This is a genomic window from Jeotgalibaca sp. MA1X17-3 (assembly GCF_021513155.1).
In the GTDB taxonomy this organism is placed as follows: domain Bacteria; phylum Bacillota; class Bacilli; order Lactobacillales; family Aerococcaceae; genus Jeotgalibaca.
On record NZ_CP090983.1, the window covers coordinates 1,163,363 to 1,189,578 of the forward strand.

The window sequence follows — 26,216 nt, forward strand, 5'->3', positions numbered from 1 at the left end:
AAAATGAAAGATAATTTTTGGCAAGAGTTGCCACGACCGTTTTTTGTACTAGCACCAATGGAAGATGTAACCGATGTAGTCTTCCGCCATGTGGTAGCAAAGGCCGCAAGACCTGATGTATTTTTTTACCGAATTTACGAATAGTGAAAGTTATTGTCATCCTGATGGCATAGAAAGTGTTCGTGGACGGTTAACGTTTACAGCAGACGAACAGCCCATGGTGGCTCATATTTGGGGAGACAAACCTGAATTCTTTAAAGAGATGAGCATCGGTATGGCTGAGATGGGATACCGTGGAATTGATTTGAATATGGGATGTCCTGCACCAAATGTGTTTAAACACGGAAGAGGGTCCGGTCTGATCCTTCGCAGAGAAGTTGCGGCTGATTTGATACAAGCTTCCAAAGCTGGAGGCTTACCCGTTAGTGTCAAAACAAGATTAGGTCACGCAAAGGTTGAAGAATGGACTGCTTGGATTACTCATTTACTGGAACAAGATATTGCGAATCTAACGATTCATCTCCGTACGAAAGTAGAGATGAGCCAAGTAGACGCTCACTGGGAATTGATTCCGGAGATCAAGAAACTACGTGATGAAATTGCCCCAAATACGTTACTAACGATTAATGGAGATATTCCTAACTATCAAACAGGAATGGAACTCGTTGAAAAATATGGCGTAGATGGAGTTATGATTGGTCGAGGAATCTTCCATAATCCTTTTGCTTTTGAAAAAGAAGCAAAAGAACATCGTCCAAAAGAATTACTAGATTTATTTAGATACCATCTAGATTTATTCGATCAGTATTCAGAAAAAGAACCAAAAAACTTTAGACCCTTGCGTCGCTTCTTCAAAATTTATGTACGTGAATCCTGAGGAGCCAGTGACTTGAGACTGCAATTGATGGATACGGAGAATACCAATGAAGTACGGGACTTGTTGGATGAGTTTGAAGAAAAATATCTCTCCTAGAAATAAAATTACTCAATAAAAGGATTAGCCAAAGTAATCATAAGATCTCATTGGTTAATTCTTTTATTGTACCAATATTTATATATAATTATATTATTACAAAAATATGTTTAAATATATGAAACATGTTATAATATATTTGAAAATTGATTTAAAAGGAGATGGAATAATGAATCAATCATTCTTATTTACTAGTATAGTAATTACTCTTCTTATTATCTTTTTATTCTTTTACATAAATTGGAGAAATAGAAGGAAAAATGATAGTTCTAAAGAATTAGATGAGTTAAATAAAGATTTTTCAAAATATAGATCTTCTTTACTTACTACTATACAATCCGAGGCTCAAAGTCAGATTGTTCCAGTAATACATTTACCAACTAATTTTGTAGTAAAAGAGAGTTCATTACATGAAATAGCTAATCTAAATTTATTGGAAAAACTTTCTTCTTTAAGTCCAGCAATTGTAAACGCTATAGGGAAAACGAAGACTGTAACAACCACTACAACCTCAAAAGTTGAGGGAAATTTCTATAAAGTCATTTTGGAAAAGGGTGGAGAATTAGTAAATGTAAAAGATAACAAAAAATTATTTCGTGGCTATGCACTTGGAAAAAAGGGCATTTCCGAACAAGCTAAACTACAAAAGATTGATCCAAAATTTATTACAAAAACTACTGAAAGTACTGCAATGACAGTAACAGCAACAGCAAATATTATGAATATTGCCTCACTTATTGTTGGTCAGTATTATATGTCTGAAGTAAACGCAGAACTCGAGAAAATTGAAAAATCTATTAGTGATATTAGAGACTTTCAAAAGCTTGGATTTAAGAGTAGAATTCGCTCGCTAATTGCTAATGTCGGTGACATGTCTATTTTTATTGAAGAAATATTTGAAGATGACACTATTAGAAATAATAAGTTAATTCATTTACAATATTTAAAAGAACAAACTACTCAATTATTAGAACAAGTCAATCTTACTATTGAAGAGCTAATAAACAAGAGCACAGAAGGAAATTTTAAAAAATATATTGAAAATGTAAATGAATTTGAAAGCTTGCTATCTTTTCAAGAAATATTATTGAAAATTATGCAAGAAATTGGACGTTTAGAATATATTTTTGGAAAAGGGAAAATATCAAGAGAAAACAGTTTCTCGTTGTTTAATAAATATAAGGAGCTATCAGTATTAGTGAATAATGAGCTAGCTAGCTGGCAAAACAATCAAATTATTGAACAAAAAATTTCTTTAGAAGAATTTAAATTTAGAAAACAAGGAATTGGTGGTACTGTTACAAGTGTTACTGGCTTGATTAAGGATGAGTGGCGTTATTCAAAATTAGATGAGATTTTAGTTGGAAAAGTTACGAAGCAATTATCTTTAGTAAACACAGAAAAAATAAATGTTGAAGAAGTAAATCTTTATGAAGAAGACACTCAACTTTTAATTAGAAATGGAAAGACGTATTTATGGTTACCAGAAAAAAATTAAACTATTTAATTTATTAGTAGGATAATTGTTTGACTAACTTAAAATACCTTACTAATTTAGAAGATAAAATTTACGTAGTTTACATAATAAAAAGACTGGGACATTTGTTTCTGTCTTTTTTATTATGATTATAGGAATCCGTTTAATCAACCATTATATAGAATGACAATTTAGCTTATACTAAGGGATATACTCATTTCAATTAAGAATTAAAAAGGGTAAAACAAATGGCAAGTAACAATTCAAAAACTCTCTATCAAGCTTTATGGAATAGCGCCGATAATTTGTGTTCCAAGATGGATGCGAGTGAATAAAAGAATATATGGTAGGTATTATCTTTTACAAATGTCTTTTTGATACCATTCTTTATCACGCCGCTGATTTATTAGAAGAAGTAACCAATCTTTCTGAAGTACAAGAGGTATATACTTTAGCTTACCAAGATTTAGAAATCAAAAATGACTTGATTAGTGAATTAAAATACGATTCTGCTTATATCTTAGAACCAGAATTAACCTTTACAGCTTTATTGGATTCTATTTATAAAGGAAAATTCCAATTTTTTTATAGACCTGACACCTATGCTGTAGTATGACTTGATTCAAGCTATTGTTCCAAGTGAAAAAGATGAATATGAATTAGTTATCAAAGAAGATGTTAAAGCTACAGCGGAGGTTAATCACTACATTGATGACTTAAACAAAAATAGTTAGAAACTTGGTCATTTAATACGTGAATTATGGGATAATATCCCTGAGAACTACTGGGACAAAAATATCTCTAATACATTAGAAGAAATCTTGAATGACATCTTTTTGGGTGTCATTCAAGATTTCTCTGAAAAATGGTATGTAGAAGAACAATTAGCTTTTGTTGTGACCAATTAGAATCCTAAACTAAAATGACAATATGGTGAGTGTGAACTATGAGAAACCTCTGACTATCAAACGCATAAAGAAACAGTAGAAAAACCTATCTCTAAGTTAAGATACTGGAAGACCGTACGGAATGAATTTGAAGAAGTAATGGAGAAGAAAATCTCACCTTTGCAACATCTATAGTTACATGTTAAAAAGAATATAAAAAATCTTGAATAAGGACTGATGAATTACTCTCTAGAGTATATTTCATGGGCTCTTATTTTCAACTATTAATTTCTTTCGTTTGGTATACTACTAATGAGATAATTATTCTTTTTAAACTAATTGAAAAGGAGAATGAAAAATTGATTAATATGGCATATACATTACGATTAAAAACCAACCAACCACTAACAACCAGCTATAATGAATTAAGACAAAAACGATTACTTTCTATTACAATCAATGAAGAAAAATTCACTGCTAAGAATCGTAAAAAAATGATGTGGAAAGAATTAGTAAAAACAGTAGCTCATTATTTCTGGAAAGAAATCCAACAATCTCCAGTCATTCAACTCTCAGATATTTTTCCTCATGACAATAGTGAGGAAAGATTGCATCATACAATTGCGTTTTATTCTTCTGAAGAAGAAGTAAGAGAAATTTTAAAAGAGCGTCGAGCTAGTAAAAAATTAAATCCAACAAAAATTACTTATGAAGGAGCTACTCTCTATTTTGCATCATTTGCCGGTTGGGACGCAGTGATGTTGGCACAAGGAATTCTCAATAAGTTTGGAAAAGACAACGATTCGATTGCGCTTGAGTTAACTAAAAAACCTAAAGATATAATAGATGATATTAATGGCGATGATCCCCCATTAATAAATGAAATAACAGGTCAAAACCGAATTTTATACGGACCTCCAGGAACAGGGAAATCCTATTCTATTAATTCATACAAGTCAGAATTAATTGGAGGACAATCAACGAGTAAGAAAGACTATCAATTTACAGGATTGACTTGGAAAGAAGCAGTTTATCTTGCTTTTTTTGAAAAGAATAATCAATCTCTAACAATAAAAGAAATTGACCAAACAGAAGTTATTCGAGCATATGCAAAAACAAAATCAAATAAGACAACACATGGAACTATTTCTAGAACAATCACTGAAAATGCTACAGAATCTTCTACAAATACAACTTCCAGAAAAGGAACAGATTTATTTGAAAAAAGTGGACCAAATTGGAAACTAACAACTGATGGGATGATAGAAGCTGAAGAAGTAATTAATAGCCAATATAAACATGACAATCAAGAAGATTATTTCTTTGAAATGATTGCCTTTCATCAATCTTTTAGTTATGAAGATTTTATTGAAGGGATTCGTGCTGAAACAGTGGATGGTCAAATTCAATATGAAATTAAAAAAGGGGTTTTTCTACGTTTTTGTGAGAAAGCAGTTGAAGATCCAGATAATAATTATTTATTTGTAATCGACGAAATAAATCGTGGAAATATTAGTAAAATTTTTGGAGAGTTAATTCTGTTAATTGAACCTTCTAAGCGTTTAGGTGCTAAAGATGAGCAAAGTGTTACGCTGCCTTATTCTGGTGATGTTTTTGGAATACCTCAAAATATTTTCCTGCTAGGAACAATGAATACGGCAGATCGTTCAATTGCTTTTATGGACACAGCTTTGCGTCGTAGATTTGATTTTGTAGAAGTGATGCCGGATTCAGCACTCCTTTCTGATATCGTTGGCGAAATTGATGAAGTAGATGTTGGAGAGGTTCTTCAATCAATGAATAAACGTATTGAATATTTACTTGATCGGGATCATCTATTAGGACATGCCTTCTTTATTGAAAATGAAACACTAGAAGATTTGCAAAATACATTTGAAATGAAAATTATTCCTCTACTACAAGAATATTTTTATGATGATTATCAAAAAATAAAAGCTGTCTTAAATGACATTCATGATGTTTATATCACTCCAAAGCAAGAAAATTACCACTCTTTATTTGATAGTCGTTTTAATCATTTGATTATGAATGGTGATAGTGAACAATTAAAAATGAAAAACTCTGTTGATTTAGAAGACTTTAAAGCTTTCTGGAGAAGTATTATCAAGGGGTGATTGGATGAGGAATCGGAATATTACCGTTAAAGAATATGATCGCATATATATCAATCAAGTTTACTGTGGAGTTTCTATAACTAAAAGAGACATTGAAGAACTTAGGGAAGCGATTGATGAACAGAATACTCTGCAAACAGAAGATACTCCTTTGGGAAATTTTTTAAAGCCAATTAGAGGCGGAGTTCAAGTAAATAACTATGTCGGTGTATTGCAGACAAAGTCGGGGTTAGCAATTGAAATTCTACCTAAAATATACAGTAAAGAACATCATTCTACAGAAGAAATCCAGAATTTATTTTGGAAAATGATAACAACGGTTAAAGATATCGACGGGAAAGTATTTCAAATGTCTCATTTAGATGTAAAGAAAGCAAATTTACTAGAAATTTTTATTTCGATGTTTCTGATAGAAATAGATATCGTTATAAAAAAAGGATTAAAATCTTCTTATATAACTGTTCAAGAAAATAAAGCATATTTAAAAGGTAAATTACTAATGAAGCAACAAGTGCAATGTAACATGGTAAATGCTTCTAAATTTTATAGTGAGTTTGATGAATTTTTGTTAGACTCACCTGAAAATATCATTCTACGGAAGTGCATGGAATTTATTTTGAAAGTTACCCAGGACAGAAATAATTATAAATATGCACGAGAGCTCTTTGTACATTTTGATAATATAAGCCCTACGTCCCAAGTAGATTTACTTTTCAAAAAAGTCCATTTAGGCAGGAGTCACCTTTATTATAAAAAAGTTTTAGCTTGGAGTGAAATTTTTTTAAAAGGATATTCGTTTACTACGTTTACAGGAAGTTCTCTTGCTTTTGCTATTTTGTTCCCAATGGAAAAAGTGTTTGAATCTTATATTGTAGAATTAATTAAAAGTTCATTGCCTGAAATGAACACAAGTTTTCAAGAACAAAGTCTAACATTGTTTGACCAAAATCAAGGCGGTCAAAATACTTATCGTTTGCGTCCTGATATAGTAGCTCGTTCTAAAAATCATCAAGTTGTGATTGGTGATACAAAATGGAAAGTACTTACTGCAAAGGGGCCTGTTCAAAGTGATCTCTATCAAATGTATGCATACTTCACTCGCTATTCACAAAGTGGAGAAGACATCAAGAAGGTCATTCTTATTTATCCCTACAGTGATGCTTACCAAGAAGGAACGTTCTCTAGTTACAAAGAAGATGAACTGACAGCAAGAATTGAAGTTCGTTATATAAATTTATTTAATCCAAACCTGAAACAAGTTATTCGAGAAATGTTTTTAGATAATCATTTATAATTTAAAAAATAAAAAATATGGAAAGGAAGTTCCTTCATGACCAAACATAAATTATACACGATGAGTTTTGCGAGAGTTTATCCTCTCTATATTGACAAAGTACAACGAAAAGGTCGGACTTAAGAAGAAGTAGATGAAGTTATTCAGTGGTTAACAGGATAAGATGAAGAAGGTTTAAAAATACAATTAGAAAAAGAAACCGATTGTGAAACGTTTTTTTAGAAGCACCTGCTATGAATCCATCTAGAACCTTCATTAAAGGGGTCATCTGTGGCATTCGAGTAGAAGAGATAGAGGAACCAATCATGAGGGAAATTCGCTATTTGGATAAATTGATAGATGAGTTAGCCAAAGGAAAAAAGATAGAAAAGATTTTAAGAAAATAATACTGTATTTATTTAGTACACAAAAAGAACTGTCTCCTGTGAGCCGACCCCCGAAAGTTAGACCTTAAAAATCTATCTTTTGGGGGTATTTTTATGGCTAAATATAGTTACGAGTTGAAATTAAAAATCGTTGAAGATTATATGAATGGCAAAGGGGGATATTATTACCTCGCCAATAAATATGGTGTTACGTCTGATTCAACTGTTAAAAAATGGGTGAATAGCTATAAAGCAATGGGAAAGGATAGTTTAAAACGTAGTCGTCAAAATAAGAGTTATTCTGTTCAATTCAAGGTAAATGCGGTAGAGTTATATTTAACTACAGAAATGTCCTATCAGAATCTCGCTATAGAACTTGAAATTAATAATCCCAGTCTCTTGGCAAGATGGGTTCAAGTCTTTCATAGCGAAGGTATGGAAGGCCTTTCTAAAGCGAAAGGAAGACCGCCTAAAATGACTCCAGATCAACATTCTAAAGACCAAGAGTCTCGTGAGACCAACGGGTTTCAAGAACCCCATATTGAAGAGTTGAAAAAACAAGTCCATCGTTTAGAAATAGAGAACGCCTTTTTAAAAGAACTCAGGAGGTTGCGGAGCGAGGAATCGCACAAAGCAACGAACAAATCTCAAGAGTCATTCACACCCTCCGAGGACGATTCAAATTAAAAGACATTCTTGAGGTCGTAAAATTTCCTAAATCAACGTATATGTACTGGCAAAAACGTTTTGATCGAGAAGACCCAGATAAAGAAATCAAAGAAGTGATGATGACTATAAGAAAGCAGCACGCTGATTATGGGTACCGACGTATGAAAAAAGAGTTACTTAAGTATGGTGTTGAAATCAATCATAAAAAGCTTCAACGACTCATGGTTGAACTTGATATCCGCGTTAAATCTTATTCTCGAAAATCACGAAAATACAGTTCTTATAAAGGTAACGTCGGAGTTCTAGCTCCTAATCGTATAAATAGACGGTTTAACTCCTCTATCCCTTATCAAAAAATCACTACGGACACGACGGAGTTTAAATATTATGAGAAAGACGAATCAGGTCGTTTGCAAATTAAAAAGTTATACCTCGATCCATTTATGGATTTATTTAATCGCGAGATCATTAGTTTTAAAGTGACTAAACAACCCAATGGCGAAAGCATTATAGCAGCTTTAAATGACGCTATCCAGGCTTCGAGAACGTGTAAATATAGACGAACGTTCCATTCAGATCAGGGCTGGGCGTATCAAATGAAGGCCTATGGTGTAGAATTAGAAGACAACAACATTTTCCAAAGTATGTCCCGTAAGGGAAACTGCTTCGATAACAGTCCAATGGAGAACTTCTTTAGTATATTGAAACAGGAAATGTATCATGGACGTATTTATAAAAGTTACGGGGAATTAAAGAAAGCAATAGTGATCTTCATTAATTATTACAATAACGATCGAATGAAGGAGAAACTTAATTGGTTAAGTCCAATTGAATACCGATTATCATCACCTTCTTTAAAACAAAGCGCATAAAAAACAGAGTAGAATAATCTACTCTGCAAAAAAGTCTAACTTTTTGGGGTCACTATACCTGTGAAAAAACAGGAAAGCAGTTCTTTTTTTAGTTGGTTACATGATGAAAGCAAGTGCTGCAGTCATAAGAATGAGGGAGATAATGATACTAGCAGACGATAAAAACCCAGATAGAGCTTCTTTGTTGCCATAAACGACCATATTAATCGTAGAAACGGTAGCGATAGGAGCAAGTACTAAAAGGACGAGCGATAATCGAACCAATTCCGGTAGAGGCAATAAAAAGTAAGCAATGAATGCAAGAATGATTCCGGTTGTGTATCTGGTAAAAAGAAGTTGGGCTACTTTTTTCAAATCACTACGGGAAATGGTAAACTCTAGATAGAGCCCAATCATAAACATCGATAAAAAAGCATTGCTACTGGCAAATAATTGAACAATAGAAAGAACGTTTACTGGAATCGTAACATTCAGAATCGCTAACAGGATCATGATGATGTAGGTAGTAAAACTTGGTGAACGGAATAGCTGAAGAATGACTTTTTTGATTTCTTTTTTCTCATGTTTTTCGCCAACGATTTGATCCGTTAGCATGGGTGTTCCACCAAAAAGCATCAGCGCATTTCCAGTATCAAAACTTCCAATGAAAGGAATCGCTTGTGGAAAGAACCCTTGTACAAATGGAATCGTGAAATTTCCGATATTATATCCCGTTTGACTGAAAATCATTAAGGCTTGATCTGTCGATTTTCTTTTCCTCCAAATAAACCCTCCCACAATAATTCCAATCACATTGGTTAACAATCCTAATGAAATCAAAAAAAGCAAGGTACTATTTATTTCTACAGAATCAAACCCGATGATGATGGTTGCCGGTAACGTTATATTTAAAATGATTTTAGAAAGGGTCTGTCCATCTTTTGCTTCTAATATTTTTTTCGTTTTAAAGAAATAGGCAACTAAAATAACAAGTAAAAAGCTAAGTGCTTGTGTCAGTACGACCCCCACGAATGATTTCACTCCTTTTATTTTCTACAAATACCATATAGCCCAAGTATACACAATAAAATGATGGTCTACAGGAATCGTTTATCTCAATAAGCCTTTTTATTAATTTCACATTTTAAAAGGAGAGAACAGATTTACAAAAACAAATCTAGTTGTTGTGGAGCTAATCCTTCAAATTCAATTCCTAGCATTTTCTGAAGAGTTTTCGCATTTTTTGCGGCATGACCTCCTGAGTTATTATTGAAGATAACGGTAACTTCTTTAGAATCTTTTTCTAAATCGCGGGCTGCCTGCATGATTTCCTTTAGGTCTTCATCACTATAATCATACAAGGTTCGAAAGGTTCTCCAATCCTTTGTATCGTCACCTAACCAGCCTTCATAGTTTCGACCGTGTAAACGAATAAAGGTTTTGTCTGGATTAGTTGCGACGGGTGTAAAGGGGACGGAGTTATTGGGTGTTTGTGGTTGATCCACTACAACATGAATAAAATTCATTTCTTTTAAAAATGCTAGCGTTCCTGATTTAAACTCTTCGCTGTACCAACTCTGATTACGAAATTCGATGGCAATTGGAAGGTCAGCCATCCATCTGCGCACTTTCCTTAAATATTCTACATGCCCTTTTCTACAAGAGAACGTCGGTGGAAATTGAAAAAGAAATGCTTTTATTTTTCCACTTTTCATCATAGGAGAGAAAGTTGCCTTATAAATTTTAAATAAGTCTTCCAGCGATCTGGTTTCTTCGATTTGACCTTTGTGTTTTGTGAGTGGGGCGTATGCTTTAGGTATAAACTGAAAGGTTTCGGGCGTGTTTTTAATCCATTGGGTAATATTTTTTTCAGGAGGAATGGCATAGAAACTCGAATCCAATTCCACTACTGGCAAATGACTAGCATAATCAATAAGTTTTCTTTTTGGATCCGGACAAATAAGAGGATGATCAGACCATCCTGTAAGACCAATCTCAATCATACTATTCCTCCTTTAAGGAAGTTGTTTTCTCTATCATATAATTTCAAGTATTCCTATGCAATGATTTGGATTTTACCCTATTAGTATGGGAAGATGAATGTAGAAGGAACACTAATTTTTACGAGGAGTATCTACTATGAAAATAGAAGAGTATGCATGGAATGAGCATGAACAGAAATTAAAGAGAAAACAAATAGGATTTCGACCAAGTTCACCTAAAATTAAAATAGTAGACGATATACACCTTAGAAATCTGATAGAAGAGAGGATTGAATCGTTACCCCAAAAGGAAGTAGCTAAGTGGGCTCTAAAACTATCCTTAGAGTATTTAGTTTTTTTAGATGAACATTTGAAAGATGATCCACGAATTAATCTAGGGATAAAAACTTTGGAAGAACGAATAGAAGGAAATATACGTGCATATGACCTAAGGCAGGTAGGGTTTTTAGTTAATCAATTGGCAAAAGAGTCTAAAACAGATAAGAGCAAATATTCTGCTCGGACATTCGCACAAGCGATTGCTACTGGTCATATGAGAGGGCATGCGATGGTATGCAGTGACTATGCAATAAAAGTAACGAATGGATTAACAGATAATTCTTTGGAAATGGCGACAAAAGAAAGAGAAAGACAGTTGGAAATGTTTTCTAAATGGTTGAAATAGCTTTATAGAAATAAAGGAGGACACGTATGTCAGTCGGAATGGTACTCGAAGGTGGCGAATTTAGTGAAGTATCTGAATTCCTCGCCGAAATAACTTTTTATTTTGTAGACAATCATCTTGTTTTTTCTTCTGTCACACCTGGATATTTTAGTGCTGATTTAACGAGTGCTCCAGAAATGGACAGGGTTACTAACCTTTATACAGTAAATGAATTAGAAGAATTGAATCCAGAAGTGTTCACGGTGTCAGAAGTGCTTTTTGAAGGAGAGCCTTTACGACAAGTCATGGTAGCTGCACAACCTTTACCTGAAGAAACAGATCATGTATTAAATGCTTTTTATTTCTTTGTGGTGGAGGAAGACATTAAGAACTTTGCCTATCTATCTTTCAATGATGTTTCGCAAGATTTTCCGAGTAATTCCATCTTATTATTTAATAGTTATTTTAACGAAATACTAAATCAGCAAGATTGAAAGAAAAATAGACTTTTTAAGTCTATTTTTTTGTTCACAAAAAATATGATCGATTATCTTTTAGAATTAGATGAATAAATATTATATTTATGTAAGAACTATCATAAAAAGGGTCGTAAAATGATAATAGGAACAGTTTAACTGAAAGTGTTTACAAAGAATGTGATCAAAGGTATAGTAATAAAAGATAAAAATTTGTAAGCAAAGGATGAGTTGGATACTATGTCAAAAAAGAAAATCGTTGGAGTCACAGCATGTTCTGCAGGGATTGCACACACATATATGGCGGCAGAAGCACTTGAAAAAGCAGGAAAAGAAAAAGGCTATGATATTAAAATAGAAACACAAGGATCTATTGGAGTTGAGAACCAACTGACATCGCAGGAGATTCAAGAAGCTGATGTTGTCATTTTAGCTGTAGAGATAAACATTGAAATGGATCGGTTCAATGGGAAGCGTGTGAAACGAGTGAGAGCTAGTGAAGCAATTAAGGACGCTAATGGTCTAATTGAAAGCGCTTTGGAAAATGCAACTCTATATGGAGAGAAAGGTGCTAAAGTTGGTGTTGTTACAATGGGTAAAGTTGATGAGGCTGGATTTTTTCAGCATATAATGGCTGGAATATCATATATGATTCCTATGGTTATTGCTTCAGGTCTCATATTAGCAATTGCAAACGTGTATGCCTTTCAAAAAAATGATGCGGGTCAAATTATTAATTGGGGATTTGATACCTCAACAGTGATGGGCGAATTAATGTCAAATCTCTTTCAAGTTGGACAAGTTGGATTCTTACTCATGATTCCACTATTTGCTGGATTTGTTGCAAATTCAATTGCAGGTAAACCAGCTATTGCAGCAGCAATGATTGGTACTTATATTGCAAATAATGCTGAGTTATTAGGCGCTGAAGCGGGTGGTGGATTTTTAGCAGCCATTCTTGTTGCTTTTGCTACAGGGTATTTAGTTAAATTACTAAAAAAATTCCTTATCCTAAAATTGTTCAACCTATTGTTCCTATTATGTTGATTCCGTTTGTGAGTACGTTACTAATCACTTTATTTGTCTTTTATGTTGTAGGGAATCCATTAGCGTCATTGATGGACTTTTTATACGAAGGGTTAACAACATTAAATGCAAACTATTCATCAGCACCGATTATTATCGGTATCATTATTGGTGGCATGATGGGATTTGATATGGGAGGACCAGTTAATAAAACAGCATTGGTGTTTAGTACGGCTGTTTTTACAGATACAGTTGCAAAATATGGAATTGAAGGAGCAAATTTTGTTCCTCAAACAGCAGCACAAGCAGCTATTTCTGTTGCACCACTTGGAATTTGGTTAGCATCTATTTTATTTAAAGATAAATTTTCTGCAACTGAAAAAATTTCAGCTACTAGTGCTTTTGGAATGGGAATTGTAGGAGTCACAGAAGGTGCAATTCCTTTCGGAGCGCAAGATCCACTTCGTATGATTCCAGCATTTGTTGCAGGTTCCGCTGTCGCAGGAGGTCTTTCTGCAGGACTTGGAATTAAATTTTATGGCGGTATTGGTTCGCCACTCGGAACATTTATTGGCTATATTGAAGGTCCCATTCCTTTTGTATCATGGATTTTTAGTGTCTTGGCTGGTGTACTGGTAACAGCATTGATTATTGGATTTACTAAAAAGAAAGTGGTGGAGTAAATGAAAGTAGAAGAATTATTTGACCTAGATAAAGTAGTTTTTGATTCAACTGTAAAAACAAAAAAGAAGCATTAAAATTTATAGCTGTCTTTGCAGAAAAAATAGGTGCTATTGAATCATCTAGAGCATTTTTCAAAGCACTGAAAAGAAGAGAAAAAGAAGTAACAACAGGATTTAAAGATGGTATAGCCATACCACATAGTAAAAATAAAACAGTTCTGAAACCAACTTTGATGTTCATTAAATTTACGAATCCAATTGAATGGGAATCAATGGATGATAAGCCTGTTCATATTGCTTTTGCTCTGGCAATTCCTGAAGGAAAAAACCAAGAACATTTAAAATTGCTTAGTACGATTTCACGAGCTTTAATCGATGATTCATTTACAGAAGCTATTTTAGAAGCAACATCTGAAAAAGAAATATTGGAATTAGTTCAAGCAAAATTAGCCAATTCAGAAGAATAGATAAAAAAGTAGGTGTTAAAATGACAAAAAAAATTCATGTAATCGCACATACTCATTGGGACTATGAATGGTACTTCACAAGTAACGAATCATTTATACAATTATGTTATCATGTAGACGAAGTTATTGAGGCATTAGAAAATGGTACACTTGATTATTATATGCTTGATGGCCAGATGAGTATTGTAGAGGATTATTTAGAAGCAAATCCAGATAAAGAGGATAGACTTAAAGCCCTTATAAAAAAAGGAAAACTTAAAGTTGGTCCATGGTACACACAAACAGATCAGATGATTATTCGTGGAGAGTCTATTGTCCGTAATCTTCAAATTGGACTTGAGTTAGGTGATGCATTGGGCGGTTCAGATCGTTTAGGGTACGTTCCTGATGCATTTGGGCAATCTATTGATATGCCAAAAATATTTTCTGAAATGGGAATTAATAAAGCAGTTTTTTGGAGAGGATTATCAGCAGACAAACTCACACAACGTGAATTCTTTTGGGAATCAGAAGATGGAAGCCGTATTTTAGCTTATAATATTAAAGACGGCTACTTTGTTGGTGTTCAACTCATTGAGACAGATGATTATAACTTGTTAATGAGCCAAATTCAAAAAGATACAACATCCCAACATATTGCTCTTCCTGTTGGTGGAGATCAAAGATATGTCGATTATAATCTAAAAGAAAGAATCTCTGAATATAACAAGGCTCTAACGGATAGTCAATTAGTTGAGAGCAATTACAATAACTTATTTAAAGAAATAAGCCAGGAAGAAAATGATTTGCCTTCTCTTCAAGGAGAACTTTTGAATGCAGAAGTTTCGAAAATTCATCGCTCTATCTATTCATCTAGATATGACCATAAGTATCTAAATGATAAAATAGAACGACGTTTAATTTTCCAGGTTGAACCTTTGCTAGCTATGGCGGATCAAATTGGGATTCCTTATAAAAAAGAACTCGTTGATAAAATTTGGAAATTAACATTAAGAAATCACGCTCACGATAGTGCAGGTGCTTGTAATAGTGATAAAACAAATCAATCTATCTTACAACGACTTCACGATGCTGATGAATTATCTTATTCACTGATTGATTATATAACAAGGAAAATTAGTGAATCTAGAGAAAATGTAAAACCTAACCAAATTACTATATTTAATACATTACCGATAACGAGAAATGAAGTCCAAAGAATTAAAGTTTCATTGAGTCAATCTACATTTGCAATTTATCATAAAGGTGAAAAAATACCTTACGATATTATTGGAATAAAAAAATATTCAAATGACCAAATTCGTAAAGACTTAGAGCCTTCTGAAGAGTCTTATTATACTGAAACAGAGATAGCATTAAAACTTAAAATTGTCCCACTAGGTTATGAAGTATTAGACATAGTTGAGGGAGATGAGGCCTCTGTAACAATAAAACCATTGGAAAAGAAAGAAGATCATAGAATTGAAAATGAATTTTATGAGATAAATTTTATGGATGGTAAAATTAATTTATATGATAAAGAATCGGATAAATATTATGAAAATCTTTTAACAATAGAAGATTCAGGTGATGATGGTGACAACTATGATTATTCTCCACCAGTGGATGACAGAGTACTACAGTTCGATTTTTCGAATAGTATTATTGAAAGCTATCATGGCAAATTAAACCAATCCCTTAAATTATATGGTACATTCAATGTACCGACAACTCAAAATGATCGCATTGAAAATAGGAACGACGGTAGGATTCCATATGAATGTTCCATTACCTTGCTTCAAGAAAAAGAAGGTATTGATATTCAATTAAATCTTGATAATACAACGTTTGATCACCGGATGCGGTTGATTGTTAACGGAAATGTTGACACAGAAAAAAGTATAGCTGATACACCATTTGGAACGATTTCTCGTCCTGTTACTGATCCGAACTTTAGTAATTGGCAGGAAAAAGGTTGGAAAGAAGAGCCGACTGGTATCTATCCAATGTTAAATTTTGTTAATATACATGATCAGCAAAAGAGTGTTACTGCATTTTCAAAAGGTGTGAAAGAGTATGAAATTATCGGTAAAGATGATAGGAAAATTGCTCTTACTTTATTCCGATCAGTAGGTTATTTAGGAAAGCCAGATTTAATCAGACGTCCAGGAGTAGCATCAGGAAATCAATTTAAATATATTGAAACGCCAGATAGCCAACTTCAGAAAAAGCTTAGCTTTAAATTCTCTTTAGTTATTGGAAACACTTTTTCAAAATCAGATTCTTTCAAATACTATCAGAGTTACGCAGTAAGTTTACCGTATTATCAGCAACAAACATTAAATCAATTCACTACCACTTTGAAGTATTTCGTGATGCAACCATTGAGAGAACAAGTACCCAACCATTTCTCATTACTTGATGCCACTCAAGTACATGATGTTGTTTTTAGTTCATTTAATAAATCAAGAGACGGGAAAGGTTTTATCGCTCGTTATTTTAATCCAACAGGTGAAGTTATTGAAGATGGAGGAGTCATTGAATCTCAAAAAGAAATTGCAAAATGGAGATTCATAGATATGGCAGAAAGTAATAAGGGAAATGAATTTTATAAGAATAATACAATTCGATTAGGTAATTTTAACCCTAAAGAAATCAAAACTATATTTATTGAATTTAAATAAAAATAGGTGGTGTCACTTGCTAAATAGAGATTTATTTTTAACTATTGAGAGTTCTAAATTAAATTTTACTGAGGTAGATAAGCTTATAGCTGATTACTTCTTAAGTAGTGAACCACCACTTAAGCAATCAGCACTTGCTCAAAAAATAAATGTATCAACTGCTTCCATTACAAGATTTGGTAAAAAAATAGGCTTTGATAATTATAAAGAATTACTGTATTCTTATCGAAATCATTTGAAAGAATTTTCTAATGATACAAATAATAGTACAAGACACTTACAATATCGTTATAAGGAATTAATTAATGAAATTGATAATAAAATTAATATCCAAGATGTAAAATCAGTGTGTGAGTATCTCCATGTTCACAAAAACATTCATATATTTGGTTTAGGGATGAGTGCGATTGCAGGTGCAGATTTTAAGTTTCGTTTTACAAGAATCGGTAAGTATGTAGAAGTTGTTCAGGATGAGAGTTCCATGGAGATGCTCTCATCTCTTTTGGGTAATGAAAATTTAATTATATATTTTTCATTACGGGGAGAAAACCAACATGTCCTACAGTCTTTAAAACGACTGAAAGAAAAAGGGGCAACTATTATTATTATTACATCAAATCTATCTCGAGAGATTACTCAACTTGCAAATGTGAGCCTAGCTACTGCATATATAGAGAATGAAAATGAAGTTGGACAAATATCTGGACAATTACCTTTAATAATTGTTATTGATATTATTTATTCACAATATATCAGTATGTATCGAGAAAATATTAATAAATGGATTGCTACAGAGCATGCCTATTTCCATGAGCATGAATAAAAACTTAATTATAAAATAAGATAGGAAGTGAATTTTTTGTCAAGAAACTATCAATTTCCAGACTATTTTATGTGGGGAGCAGCAGCTTCCGCTACTCAAACAGAAGGAGCAGCAGATCAAGATGGAAAAGCTAAAAATATTTGGGATTATTGGTATGAAATAGAACCAGAGCGATTTTATGAAAGAGTAGGTCCTCAAAAAACTTCTGGATTTTATCATCACTATAAAGAAGATATTAAAAGAATGAAAACCATTCATTTAAATTCGTTCCGGCCATCTATCTCTTGGTCTCGTTTGATTCCAGATGGGATTCATGTAAATGAAAAAGCAGTAGAATTCTATTCTAAAATGTTTGATGAACTTTTGAAAAATAATATTGAACCAATTGTCAATTTGTATCATTTTGATATGCCTTTGCACATGCAAAATAAAGGCGGTTGGGAAAGTAAGGAAGTTGTTGAGGCTTTTGTATTTTATGCTAAAACGGCTTTTGATTTGTTTGGTGATCAGATTAAAAAGTGGACAACGTTTAACGAACCAATTGTTCCTGTAGAAATGGGATACTTGAATCACTACCATTATCCTTGTATCGTTGATATGAAAAGAGCGGTTAAAGTTGCTTACAATTCAATGGTAGCAAGTGCTAAAGTGATTCAATGTTACCATCAAATGGAAATGGATGGAGAAATTGGAATTATTTTAAATTTAACACCTTCCTATCCTCGCAGTGAATCAGAAGGAGATAAGAAAGCAGCAAGTATTGCAGATTTATTTTTTAATAGAAGTTTCTTAGATCCATCTGTTAAAGGTATCTATCCTGCTGAATTGATTGAGCTACTTAAACAATATGACTTGCTTCCTGAAATAGACAAGCAAGATCTTACTTTAATAGAAGAAAATACAGTTGACTTCTTAGGGGTCAATTATTATCAACCAAGACGATTTAAAGAACGGGAAATGCCATATGAATCTGAAAAAGTTTTACCTGAAATGTTTTTTGAATCTTATATTTAGCTAGAGCGTCGTATGAACCCTTATCGAGGATGGGAGATATATGAAAAAGGTATATACGATATTGCAATTAATATAAAAGATAATTATGGCAATATCCCTTGGTATGTAGCTGAAAATGGTATGGGAGTTGAAAATGAAGAGCGTTTTTCAGATGAAAACGGAATGATTCAAGATGATTATCGTATTGAATTTTATAAAGAACATTTAAAATGGCTTCATAAAGGAATTAGTGAAGGATCAAATTGTTTTGGTTATCATGTATGGACGTTTATGGATAATTGGTCATGGCTTAATGCATATAAAAATCGTTATGGTCTTTATCGTGTCAATATTGAAACTCAAGAGCGCACACTTAAAAAAAGTGGTTATTGGTTTGGGAATGTAGCTAAAAATAATGGCTTTTAACTTTTTTAAAAAAATGAATCATATTTTAGGAGATGCATAAGATGGGAAATATTCTAGCTTTTGATTTTGGAGGGACTCATGTAAAAAGTGGTCTAGTGAATACACAAGGGCATATCTTTGAAAAACATCTTATCAAGACTCCAGATTCATTAGAAAATTTATTGAGCTATATTAAAAAACGAGTTATGAAATATATGGATTATGATATCATAGGTATTGCGATTAGTGCACCAGGAGCAGTTTCAGATAAAGGGTATATTTCCGGAGCAAGTGCAATCCCGTATATACATGGTCCTAATATAAAAAAAGCTATAGAACAAGCAACAAGTATTAGAACAGAAATAGAAAATGATGCAAATTCTGCAGCACTAGCAGAAATATGGCAAGGTGCTGCTAAAGGGAAAAGAGATGTAGCTACCGTCGTTATTGGGACGGGTATAGGTGGTGCATTGATTAAAGAAGGTACGATTCATATAGGGAATACACTTCATGGTGGAGAGTTTGGATACATGATTCTTAATCCTTGTAATCTAGGTAGTCATATGAATACATTTAGCGAGCTTGCTTCAACTTATTCTATTATAAAGCGAGTTGCTACTATAAAAGAGTTAGAACCATCACTACTTACAGGAGAAATGATTTTTGATTCTGCTGAAAAAGGGGATGAGATTTGTAAACAGGCTATATCTGAATTTTTTAGAATGCTTGCTATTGGAGTTTACAATATTCAGTATATGTATGATCCTGAGCTAATCTTAATTGGTGGAGGGATTAGTCAACGAGATGATTTAATTCCACAGTTAAGAAAAGAAATAAATGATATCCTTGAAATAGTGGAAGTAGCAACAATTGTACCAAAGATTGAAAGATGTACGTTTCAATCAGATGCAAATTTGATAGGTTCTGTTTATCATTTTTTACAAAAAAATAATTAGCTTAAAATCTATAGTGTATGAGTAACGTTGATTACATTTATTAAATCTAAAGTAACATTGAGTGCAGCTTTTGTATTAAAATAATGAAATGTAAAATAAAGTATACGTCATATTAGTATATATTTAAGCCGTTTTTTTAGAATAGAGAAATCTATTCTTTTTTTATGAAAACAGTTAATGAGATTTCTACTTTTCTTTCCTTTATAATAAAGGAAAGATTTAATAGGGAGCTGTATTCGAATGGAAATCACACAAATCGTTTCAGAACATAAAGATTATTTTAATCAAAACCAAACGAAATCATATGAATTTAGAGTAGAACAGTTAGAAAAATTATATCAAGCCATTCAAACATATTCACCTCAAATTATAGATGCTTTGTACCAAGATTTGCATAAAAGTGAAGTAGAGTCTTATTCTTCAGAAATTGGTTACGTTTTAGGTAATATACGAGAAACAAAGAAGAAACTAAAAAAATGGATGAAACCTCAAAAAGCAAAGAATCCTATTTTTTTATTTGGTTCGAAGAGTTATATTTTATCTGAGCCATACGGGGTAATGTTGATTATTGGGCCTTTTAATTATCCGTTCCAATTAGTAATTGAACCATTAATAGGTGCGATTGCTGCGGGGAATACAGTAATCATCAAACCTTCTGAATTAACTCCAACGGTATCAAGAGTGGTTAAAAAAATGGTAGAGGACACCTTCGAAAGCAACTACATAAAAGTAGTGGAAGGGGCAGTTGAGGTAACGACCGAGTTGTTAGCACAACCAATGGATTATATTTTCTTTACGGGAAGTCCTCGTATAGGAAAAGTAGTGATGAAAGCTGCGGCAGAAAACTTAACACCGGTTACCTTGGAATTAGGTGGAAAAAGTCCAGCGATTGTTACAAAGCAATCTGACTTAAATCAAACAGCAAAAACAATTGTCTGGGGAAAGTATTTAAATGCCGGTCAAACCTGTGTAGCACCTGATTATGTATTAGTGGATGAAAATGTAAAAGATGAGTTTCTTTCACTTTTAATTCACCATATCAAAGAGTTTTATGGAGAAAAGCCCCAAGATAGTCCTGATTACGGACGGATGGCAACTAAAAACTACGCAAGTCGAATGAACTCTTTACTGAAAAAAACAACAGGGACTCTTGCACTTGGTGGAGAAGTAGAAGAAGAAACGAAGTATGTAGCTCCAACGATTGTCGATCAAGTTAAGTGGGATGACGCACTGATGTCTGAAGAAATATTTGGTCCACTGTTACCTATTTTAACGTATGAATCTGATCTATTTACTGAGCAAGTAATCGAACCGATTAAGTCTAGAGAAAAACCTCTAGCTTTGTATTTGTTTACAGAAGAAGAACAAATAAAGGAAAAAGTACTGTCCGAACTTTCTTTTGGTGGTGGGGTGGTAAATGATACAATTCTTCATTTGACTAATTCCAGTCTGCCATTTGGAGGGGTAGGTCAATCAGGGATAGGGAATTATCACGGAAAAGATAGTTTTATCCAATTTACTCATCAAAAATCAATCGTTGAAAAAAGTAAATGGATTAAATTAGATATGCTCTATCCTCCTTATACAACTAAAAGCTTGAATTTGATTAAGAAATTTATGAAGTAAAAAAATATCTTAAAAAAGAGTATTTCGATATATAATAATTAACTTCTAAGAAAAGGTTTGAATTTTATAAAGTCGACTGTTTTCTAATGTAATTTTCATCCAAATACGATACACTAGGGATACCTCATTTAAAAGGAGTGGATGAATAGATGCAAACAGTATACACGAATTATTGGGTAAGTCGCATTGGTGACGTACGCAAAGAACACGGTAGCTACAAAAGCGAAGAAGAAGCGATTGAAGGAATTAAAGCTTGGTGGGACCTACATGGAGAAAAACATTCTGATGTAGAATATATACGTACAAATACCGGGGCACTAGAACTGATCTACGAAGATGAGAAATCCTTTTACCGTATTGAAAAAAGAGAAATAGAAGGCAAGTTGCCAACGAGAAGTTACCAATTAAAAAAACCTGGAGAAATAGAAGTGCTCCGATTCAAACTAATTCTAGATGAAGAATCTTGTGTGTTTGATGAGCTAGCTGAACCATTTCGTGATCGATTGATTGTTGCAATGGCAGACAGTAAAAAAGCTCGCGATTTTGTTTACGATCGAAAAGGTCGTCCGATTCGAAAAATTAGCTAAATAAGTATGCAGCTATGGCTTCCTTAAAAGGAGGAATCCTTTCTTATGAAGAAGAAAATTATATTATCACTTCTAGTAATAGTAGGACTTTTATCATATGGATTCTACTGGGCATTTTTTGATATGAACCGACTGCCAGAAGGTGAATTAATAGCTGATGTTTCATCACCAAAAGAGACTTATACAATAAAGGCTTATCTTACAAATGGCGGAGCGACAACCTCGTATGCAATTAGAGGAGAGCTACATTTTAATGATTCTAATAAAAAAGCTAAAAATATTTATTGGAATAATCGAGAAGAAGAAGTAGAAATTGAATGGATGGATGATGATACCGTTCGAATTAATGGAATCGAATTAGAAGTAGAAGATGAAAAATTTGATTTCAGAAGAGAGTGAATATCTAACCCATTTTATTGAAGAAGATACCTGCGGGTGTCTTTTTTTGTTATCCTCCAAAAAATTAGTAAAATACTTTTTTAAGGTTGTATCAGAACTAATTTTGTAATACAATATATAGTGATAAAAGCATAGTTTGGTACTATATGTTGTATGTTTTGGATTTTGGATGATTTTTAAATCAAGCGAATCTTCCTACATATAATAAAAAAATGAAAAGGGAAGGGACGAGATGAGCGTGATTGTAATGGCTGGAATGATTGGGGCTGGAAAAAGCTCTTATACAGAAATGATTTCAAGACGATTAGGAACAGAGGCATTCTATGAAAGTGTGGAGTACAATCCAGTACTAGATAAATTTTATGAGAATCCAAAGCAATGGGCCTTTAGTTTGCAAATATTTTTCCTGAACGCTCGATTCAAAAGTATAAAAGATGCACTGAGTGATGACAATAATGTATTGGATCGTTCTATTTATGAAGACGAGTTATTTACACGTATTAATCACTTGCAAGGAAATATTTCAAGCATAGAAATGGATATTTATAATGATCTCTTAGCGAATATGATGGAAGAATTGAAAGGAACTCCGAAGAAGAGTCCAGATTTATTAGTTTACCTTCATGGATCTTTTGAAAAAATCTTAGCTCATATTGAAAAAAGAGGAAGAGATTTTGAAAAAGTAGAAGTAGGAGATGATCGTTATAACTACTTCAAGTTGTTATGGACAGAGTACCAAAATTGGTATGAATCGTATGATCACTCACCAAAAATTGCCATTTCTATCGATGAATTTGATATTGTAGAATTTCCAGAACAAGAAGATGTGGTTATGAATATAATTGAAAAAGCATTAGAAGATATTCGAATCCCTCTACATGTATAAGAAATGGACATCCTATAAAGGGTGTCTTTTTTTATCGTTTTTTCGGTAAAGCATTTAAGTACAAATTGCTTTTTTCATAAAAAAGAGCTATATTATAAGTAAGTGAATAAGTACACAAATAAAAAATGTTTTAATGTTTTTCAGTGAACCACACATTTAATGAGGAGGAATAACATGGAAAAAGTGTTTGTAAGTCCGTCTAGATATGTGCAAGGGAAAGGTGTTCTCAAATCAGGAGTACCCTATATTAAAAAATTAGGGAAGACTGCATTGTTACTATGTGATGATGTTGTTTGGGACATTGCTGGTGAAACGTTTCAAGGATATATGCAAGAAGAGTCGATGAATGTAACGCGAGTGCCATTTAATGGGGAAGCATCAACAGCAGAGATTGATCGTGTGAGTGAAATTGGAACAAATCAAACAGTTGATGTTGTGATTGGACTTGGTGGCGGAAAAACGATTGATGCTGCCAAAGCTATTAGTGATCAGTTAGAGATTCCAGTTGTAATCGTTCCAACTATTGCTTCTACTGATGCACCTACATCTGCACTTTCTGTTATTTATACAGAAGAGGGAGCCTTCGAGAAGTATCTATTCTACAAATCAAATCCAGAATTAGTATTAGTGGATACGGAAGTAATTAGTAAAGCACCTCCGCGTTTATTAGCTTCAGGGATTGCTGATGCGATGGCTACTTGGGTAGAGGGTAGTGCGGTTATTAAGAAAAATGGAAATACAATGGCTGGAGGAAAATCAACATTAGCTGCAGAAGCAATTGCAAAAAAATGTGAGGAAACCCTCTTCACGTATGCATTTCAAGCAATGGAGGCTTGCCGAGCTAAGGTTGTAACCCCTGCTTTAGAAGCAGTCGTAGAAGCGAATACGTTGTTAAGTGGAATTGGTTTTGAGAGTTGTGGGTTAGCTGCAGCACATGCTATTCATAATGGGTTTACAGCTTTAGATGGGGATATTCATTCTTTAACTCATGGTGAAAAAGTAGCCTATGGAACCTTAACCCAGTTATTTTTAGAAAACAGACCAAAAGAAGTCTTGGACCAATACATTCATTTCTATCAAGCATTAGATTTACCAACGACCTTAAAAGAAATGAAGCTAGAAAATGCCAGTTATGAAGATTTATTAAAAGTAGGACAGTTAGCAACTCAAAAAGGTGAAACAATCCATGATATGCCATTTGTAGTGACGGCTGATGATGTTGCAAGTGCATTGATTGCTACCGATAGTTATGTGCGTTCATTAGAAAAATAATGATGAGTATTTAAAAATAATTAAGCATTGAATGGGTATGTATCGACCTAATTTTTTAGGAAAGATATGTGTTCATTCCTGTTTTTATTTTTATATTTAGGTTTATGTCTAGAAGGTTCTATAAATAATATTCTATCCTTGCTTTTTACTCTCGTTATTAGTAAGCTGAATAGGTACCTAGTTTGTAATAACTATAATCTAGGTATATAATTAGTTTATATTAAAAAATTTAAAATAAATAAAATGGAGGTTTTTTTAAATGAAAGTTATCGTTATTGGTTCATCTCATGCAGGCTATGAAGCTGTTCAAACTGTGTTAAAAGAACAACCAGAGGCAGAAATCCATCTTTATGAAAAGGGTACGACTGTTTCGTTCCTGTCTTGCGGGATTCAATCCTATCTAGAAGGTGTTTCAAACTCATTGGATGAATTACATTATGCCAATGAAAAATCCTATACAGAACAAGGAATGCATGTTCACACGAATAGTGAAGTAATAGATATCGATCCAAAAGGAAAATCCATCACAGTAAAAACATCAGAAGGTGAATCTACAGCAACCTACGATAAATTAATTCTTACTCCAGGAGCAGTTCCATTTGAGTTACCTGTAGAAGGAACGAATTTGGAGCAGGTCTTTTACTTACGCGGTCGTGAGTGGGCAGATCAAGTAAAAAAACGAATGAACACAGCGAAAAAGGCTGTTGTAATTGGTGCAGGCTATATCGGAATTGAAGTAATGGAATCCTTTGTAAAAGCAGGAATTGAAACAACCATTATTGACAATTTAGATCATATTTTACCTACCTACTTAGATGAAGAATTTACGAGTATCTTAGAAAAAGATCTTAAAGAAAGAAATGTACAAGTTCAAACAGGTGAAATGGTAAAAGAAATTGTTGGAGAAAATGGTGCGGTAACAAAAGTTATTACAAATAAAGGTGAATACGAAGCAGATACGGTTATGATTGCTGCAGGAATTACACCAGCAACTAAATGGCTGAAAGATATTGTTAAACTAGACTCCAAAGGCATGATTGAAGTAGATGAGTACATGCAAACTTCTGAAGCAGATATCTTTGCTGCTGGAGATGCTACAACTATTCTATTAAACCCAACACAAACGAAAGTGACCATTCCATTGGCTTCAAACGCACGTCGTCAAGGAATTGTAGCTGCTAGAAACATTGTAAAACCTACTATGAAAATGATGGGTGTTCAAGGAACATCTGGATTGTCTCTTTTCGATTATCATTTTGCTACAACAGGGGTTAAAGCAATTGATGTAGATCAATGTAAAAACGAAATTCTTTCTAGTTATGTAGAAGAAAAAATTCGTCCAGACTTCATGCACGAAGAAGATAATACAGTGAAAATGAAAATCTATTATGAAAAAGATTCCCATATTATAAAAGGCGCACAATTGATGTCTAAAAAAGATGTGATTGCTTCTATTAATACGATGGCAGTTGTGATCGAAGCAGAGTGGACACTCGAACATTTAGCTCGTGCCGACTTCTTCTTCCAACCAGAATATAACCGCCCTTGGAATTATTTAAATGTTCTTGCGATGCAAGCTTTAGATGAGACTTACGGCAGTGACCAAATGTTATTTTAATAGTAAAGGAAGAGATTGGAAATAAAATTCCTAATCTCT

At 33.2% G+C, this 26,216-nt stretch carries 19 protein-coding genes and 4 pseudogenes; 21 read left to right on the top strand and 2 right to left on the bottom strand.

The genetic code is table 11. From position 1 onward, the window contains the following. Nucleotides 1–3: 3 nt before the first annotated feature. The 7 genes and pseudogenes from LZ578_RS05795 to LZ578_RS05825 all read left to right on the top strand — a co-directional run bounded on the left by LZ578_RS05795 (nt 4) and on the right by LZ578_RS05825 (nt 8,672). Nucleotides 4–973 (top strand): annotated as a pseudogene (locus LZ578_RS05795) (tRNA dihydrouridine synthase). Between the two features lie 169 nt (nt 974–1,142). Then, a complete protein-coding gene (locus LZ578_RS05800; protein WP_235146342.1) occupies nt 1,143–2,471 on the top strand; it encodes a hypothetical protein in 1,329 nt (442 codons plus the stop codon). A gap of 322 nt (nt 2,472–2,793) precedes the next feature. Continuing rightward, nucleotides 2,794–3,066: a hypothetical protein gene (locus tag LZ578_RS05805; RefSeq protein ID WP_235146343.1), complete on the top strand. Its 273-nt coding sequence runs from the start codon at nt 2,794–2,796 to the stop codon at nt 3,064–3,066. A gap of 639 nt (nt 3,067–3,705) precedes the next feature. Continuing rightward, nucleotides 3,706–5,472: an McrB family protein gene (locus LZ578_RS05810; protein ID WP_235146409.1), complete on the top strand. Its 1,767-nt coding sequence runs from the start codon at nt 3,706–3,708 to the stop codon at nt 5,470–5,472. A 4-nt stretch (nt 5,473–5,476) separates the two neighbouring features. After that, a complete protein-coding gene (locus LZ578_RS05815) occupies nt 5,477–6,766 on the top strand; it encodes an McrC family protein (RefSeq protein ID WP_235146344.1) in 1,290 nt (429 codons plus the stop codon). A gap of 36 nt (nt 6,767–6,802) precedes the next feature. Then, nucleotides 6,803–7,152: pseudogene (locus tag LZ578_RS05820) on the top strand (DUF2200 domain-containing protein). A gap of 93 nt (nt 7,153–7,245) precedes the next feature. Then, nucleotides 7,246–8,672, top strand: a protein-coding gene (locus LZ578_RS05825; protein WP_235146345.1) for an IS3 family transposase whose coding sequence is annotated in 2 segments (ribosomal slippage) — nt 7,246–7,723 and nt 7,723–8,672 — 1,428 coding nt in all. Because the reading frame shifts where the segments join, the coding sequence is not laid out codon by codon here. A gap of 96 nt (nt 8,673–8,768) precedes the next feature. Here LZ578_RS05825 and LZ578_RS05830 read toward each other — a convergent pair. Together LZ578_RS05830 and LZ578_RS05835 are read right to left on the bottom strand one after the other, a co-directional pair. Then, nucleotides 8,769–9,680 carry an AEC family transporter gene (locus LZ578_RS05830; RefSeq protein ID WP_235146346.1) on the bottom strand — a complete coding sequence of 304 codons (912 nt, stop codon included), beginning with the start codon at nt 9,678–9,680 and terminating at the stop codon, nt 8,769–8,771. Nucleotides 9,681–9,814: 134 nt separating this feature from the next. Continuing rightward, nucleotides 9,815–10,654: a DUF72 domain-containing protein gene (locus LZ578_RS05835; protein WP_235146347.1), complete on the bottom strand. Its 840-nt coding sequence runs from the start codon at nt 10,652–10,654 to the stop codon at nt 9,815–9,817. A 136-nt stretch (nt 10,655–10,790) separates the two neighbouring features. Here LZ578_RS05835 and LZ578_RS05840 point away from each other — a divergent pair, with 136 nt between their 5' ends. The 14 genes and pseudogenes from LZ578_RS05840 (at nt 10,791) to LZ578_RS05905 (ending at nt 26,177) form a co-directional block, all read left to right on the top strand. Next, complete coding sequence (locus LZ578_RS05840) at nt 10,791–11,318, top strand: putative immunity protein (RefSeq protein ID WP_235146348.1); 528 nt, start codon at nt 10,791–10,793, stop codon at nt 11,316–11,318. Nucleotides 11,319–11,344: 26 nt separating this feature from the next. Continuing rightward, on the top strand, nt 11,345–11,791 hold the full coding sequence (locus LZ578_RS05845; RefSeq protein ID WP_235146349.1) for a hypothetical protein: 447 nt from the start codon (nt 11,345–11,347) through the stop codon (nt 11,789–11,791). Nucleotides 11,792–12,013: 222 nt separating this feature from the next. Next, nucleotides 12,014–13,482, top strand: a pseudogene (locus tag LZ578_RS05850) (PTS fructose transporter subunit IIC). 101 nt (nt 13,483–13,583) lie between these two features. Further along, entirely contained in the window at nt 13,584–13,949 is a 366-nt protein-coding gene (locus tag LZ578_RS05855; protein ID WP_311198612.1) for a PTS sugar transporter subunit IIA, read from the top strand. Nucleotides 13,950–13,969: 20 nt separating this feature from the next. Beyond that, on the top strand, nt 13,970–16,612 hold the full coding sequence (locus tag LZ578_RS05860) for a glycoside hydrolase family 38 C-terminal domain-containing protein (protein ID WP_235146350.1): 2,643 nt from the start codon (nt 13,970–13,972) through the stop codon (nt 16,610–16,612). A gap of 16 nt (nt 16,613–16,628) precedes the next feature. Beyond that, nucleotides 16,629–17,435 carry a MurR/RpiR family transcriptional regulator gene (locus LZ578_RS05865; RefSeq protein ID WP_235146351.1) on the top strand — a complete coding sequence of 269 codons (807 nt, stop codon included), beginning with the start codon at nt 16,629–16,631 and terminating at the stop codon, nt 17,433–17,435. Nucleotides 17,436–17,471: 36 nt separating this feature from the next. Further along, nucleotides 17,472–18,854 (top strand): annotated as a pseudogene (locus LZ578_RS05870) (glycoside hydrolase family 1 protein). A gap of 41 nt (nt 18,855–18,895) precedes the next feature. Then, nucleotides 18,896–19,789, top strand: a complete 894-nt coding sequence (locus LZ578_RS05875) for an ROK family protein (RefSeq protein ID WP_235146352.1) — start codon at nt 18,896–18,898, stop codon at nt 19,787–19,789. Nucleotides 19,790–20,029: 240 nt separating this feature from the next. Then, nucleotides 20,030–21,415, top strand: coding sequence for an aldehyde dehydrogenase (locus LZ578_RS05880; RefSeq protein WP_235146353.1), 1,386 nt, complete (start codon nt 20,030–20,032; stop codon nt 21,413–21,415). 149 nt (nt 21,416–21,564) lie between these two features. Further along, nucleotides 21,565–22,002, top strand: coding sequence for a hypothetical protein (locus LZ578_RS05885; RefSeq protein WP_235146354.1), 438 nt, complete (start codon nt 21,565–21,567; stop codon nt 22,000–22,002). Between the two features lie 45 nt (nt 22,003–22,047). After that, on the top strand, nt 22,048–22,401 hold the full coding sequence (locus tag LZ578_RS05890; RefSeq protein WP_235146355.1) for a DUF5412 domain-containing protein: 354 nt from the start codon (nt 22,048–22,050) through the stop codon (nt 22,399–22,401). 232 nt (nt 22,402–22,633) lie between these two features. Then, nucleotides 22,634–23,287, top strand: a complete 654-nt coding sequence (locus tag LZ578_RS05895) for a deoxynucleoside kinase (RefSeq protein ID WP_235146356.1) — start codon at nt 22,634–22,636, stop codon at nt 23,285–23,287. 174 nt (nt 23,288–23,461) lie between these two features. Further along, complete coding sequence (locus LZ578_RS05900) at nt 23,462–24,559, top strand: glycerol dehydrogenase (RefSeq protein WP_235146357.1); 1,098 nt, start codon at nt 23,462–23,464, stop codon at nt 24,557–24,559. A 259-nt stretch (nt 24,560–24,818) separates the two neighbouring features. Next, nucleotides 24,819–26,177 (top strand): FAD-dependent oxidoreductase, encoded by a 1,359-nt coding sequence (locus LZ578_RS05905; RefSeq protein ID WP_235146358.1) that lies wholly within the window; start codon nt 24,819–24,821, stop codon nt 26,175–26,177. Nucleotides 26,178–26,216 lie beyond the last annotated feature (39 nt).

Bases quoted from the DNA above. Each gene is read 5' to 3' on its own strand.
- LZ578_RS05800 (WP_235146342.1), top strand. From the start codon at position 1,143: ATGAATCAATCATTCTTATTTACTAGTATAGTAATTACTCTTCTTATT.
- LZ578_RS05805 (WP_235146343.1), top strand. From the start codon at position 2,794: ATGGTAGGTATTATCTTTTACAAATGTCTTTTTGATACCATTCTTTAT.
- LZ578_RS05810 (WP_235146409.1), top strand. From the start codon at position 3,706: ATGGCATATACATTACGATTAAAAACCAACCAACCACTAACAACCAGC.
- LZ578_RS05815 (WP_235146344.1), top strand. From the start codon at position 5,477: ATGAGGAATCGGAATATTACCGTTAAAGAATATGATCGCATATATATC.
- LZ578_RS05835 (WP_235146347.1), bottom strand. From the start codon at position 10,654: ATGATTGAGATTGGTCTTACAGGATGGTCTGATCATCCTCTTATTTGT.
- LZ578_RS05840 (WP_235146348.1), top strand. From the start codon at position 10,791: ATGAAAATAGAAGAGTATGCATGGAATGAGCATGAACAGAAATTAAAG.
- LZ578_RS05845 (WP_235146349.1), top strand. From the start codon at position 11,345: ATGTCAGTCGGAATGGTACTCGAAGGTGGCGAATTTAGTGAAGTATCT.
- LZ578_RS05860 (WP_235146350.1), top strand. From the start codon at position 13,970: ATGACAAAAAAAATTCATGTAATCGCACATACTCATTGGGACTATGAA.
- LZ578_RS05875 (WP_235146352.1), top strand. From the start codon at position 18,896: ATGGGAAATATTCTAGCTTTTGATTTTGGAGGGACTCATGTAAAAAGT.
- LZ578_RS05880 (WP_235146353.1), top strand. From the start codon at position 20,030: ATGGAAATCACACAAATCGTTTCAGAACATAAAGATTATTTTAATCAA.
- LZ578_RS05885 (WP_235146354.1), top strand. From the start codon at position 21,565: ATGCAAACAGTATACACGAATTATTGGGTAAGTCGCATTGGTGACGTA.
- LZ578_RS05890 (WP_235146355.1), top strand. From the start codon at position 22,048: ATGAAGAAGAAAATTATATTATCACTTCTAGTAATAGTAGGACTTTTA.
- LZ578_RS05895 (WP_235146356.1), top strand. From the start codon at position 22,634: ATGAGCGTGATTGTAATGGCTGGAATGATTGGGGCTGGAAAAAGCTCT.
- LZ578_RS05900 (WP_235146357.1), top strand. From the start codon at position 23,462: ATGGAAAAAGTGTTTGTAAGTCCGTCTAGATATGTGCAAGGGAAAGGT.
- LZ578_RS05905 (WP_235146358.1), top strand. From the start codon at position 24,819: ATGAAAGTTATCGTTATTGGTTCATCTCATGCAGGCTATGAAGCTGTT.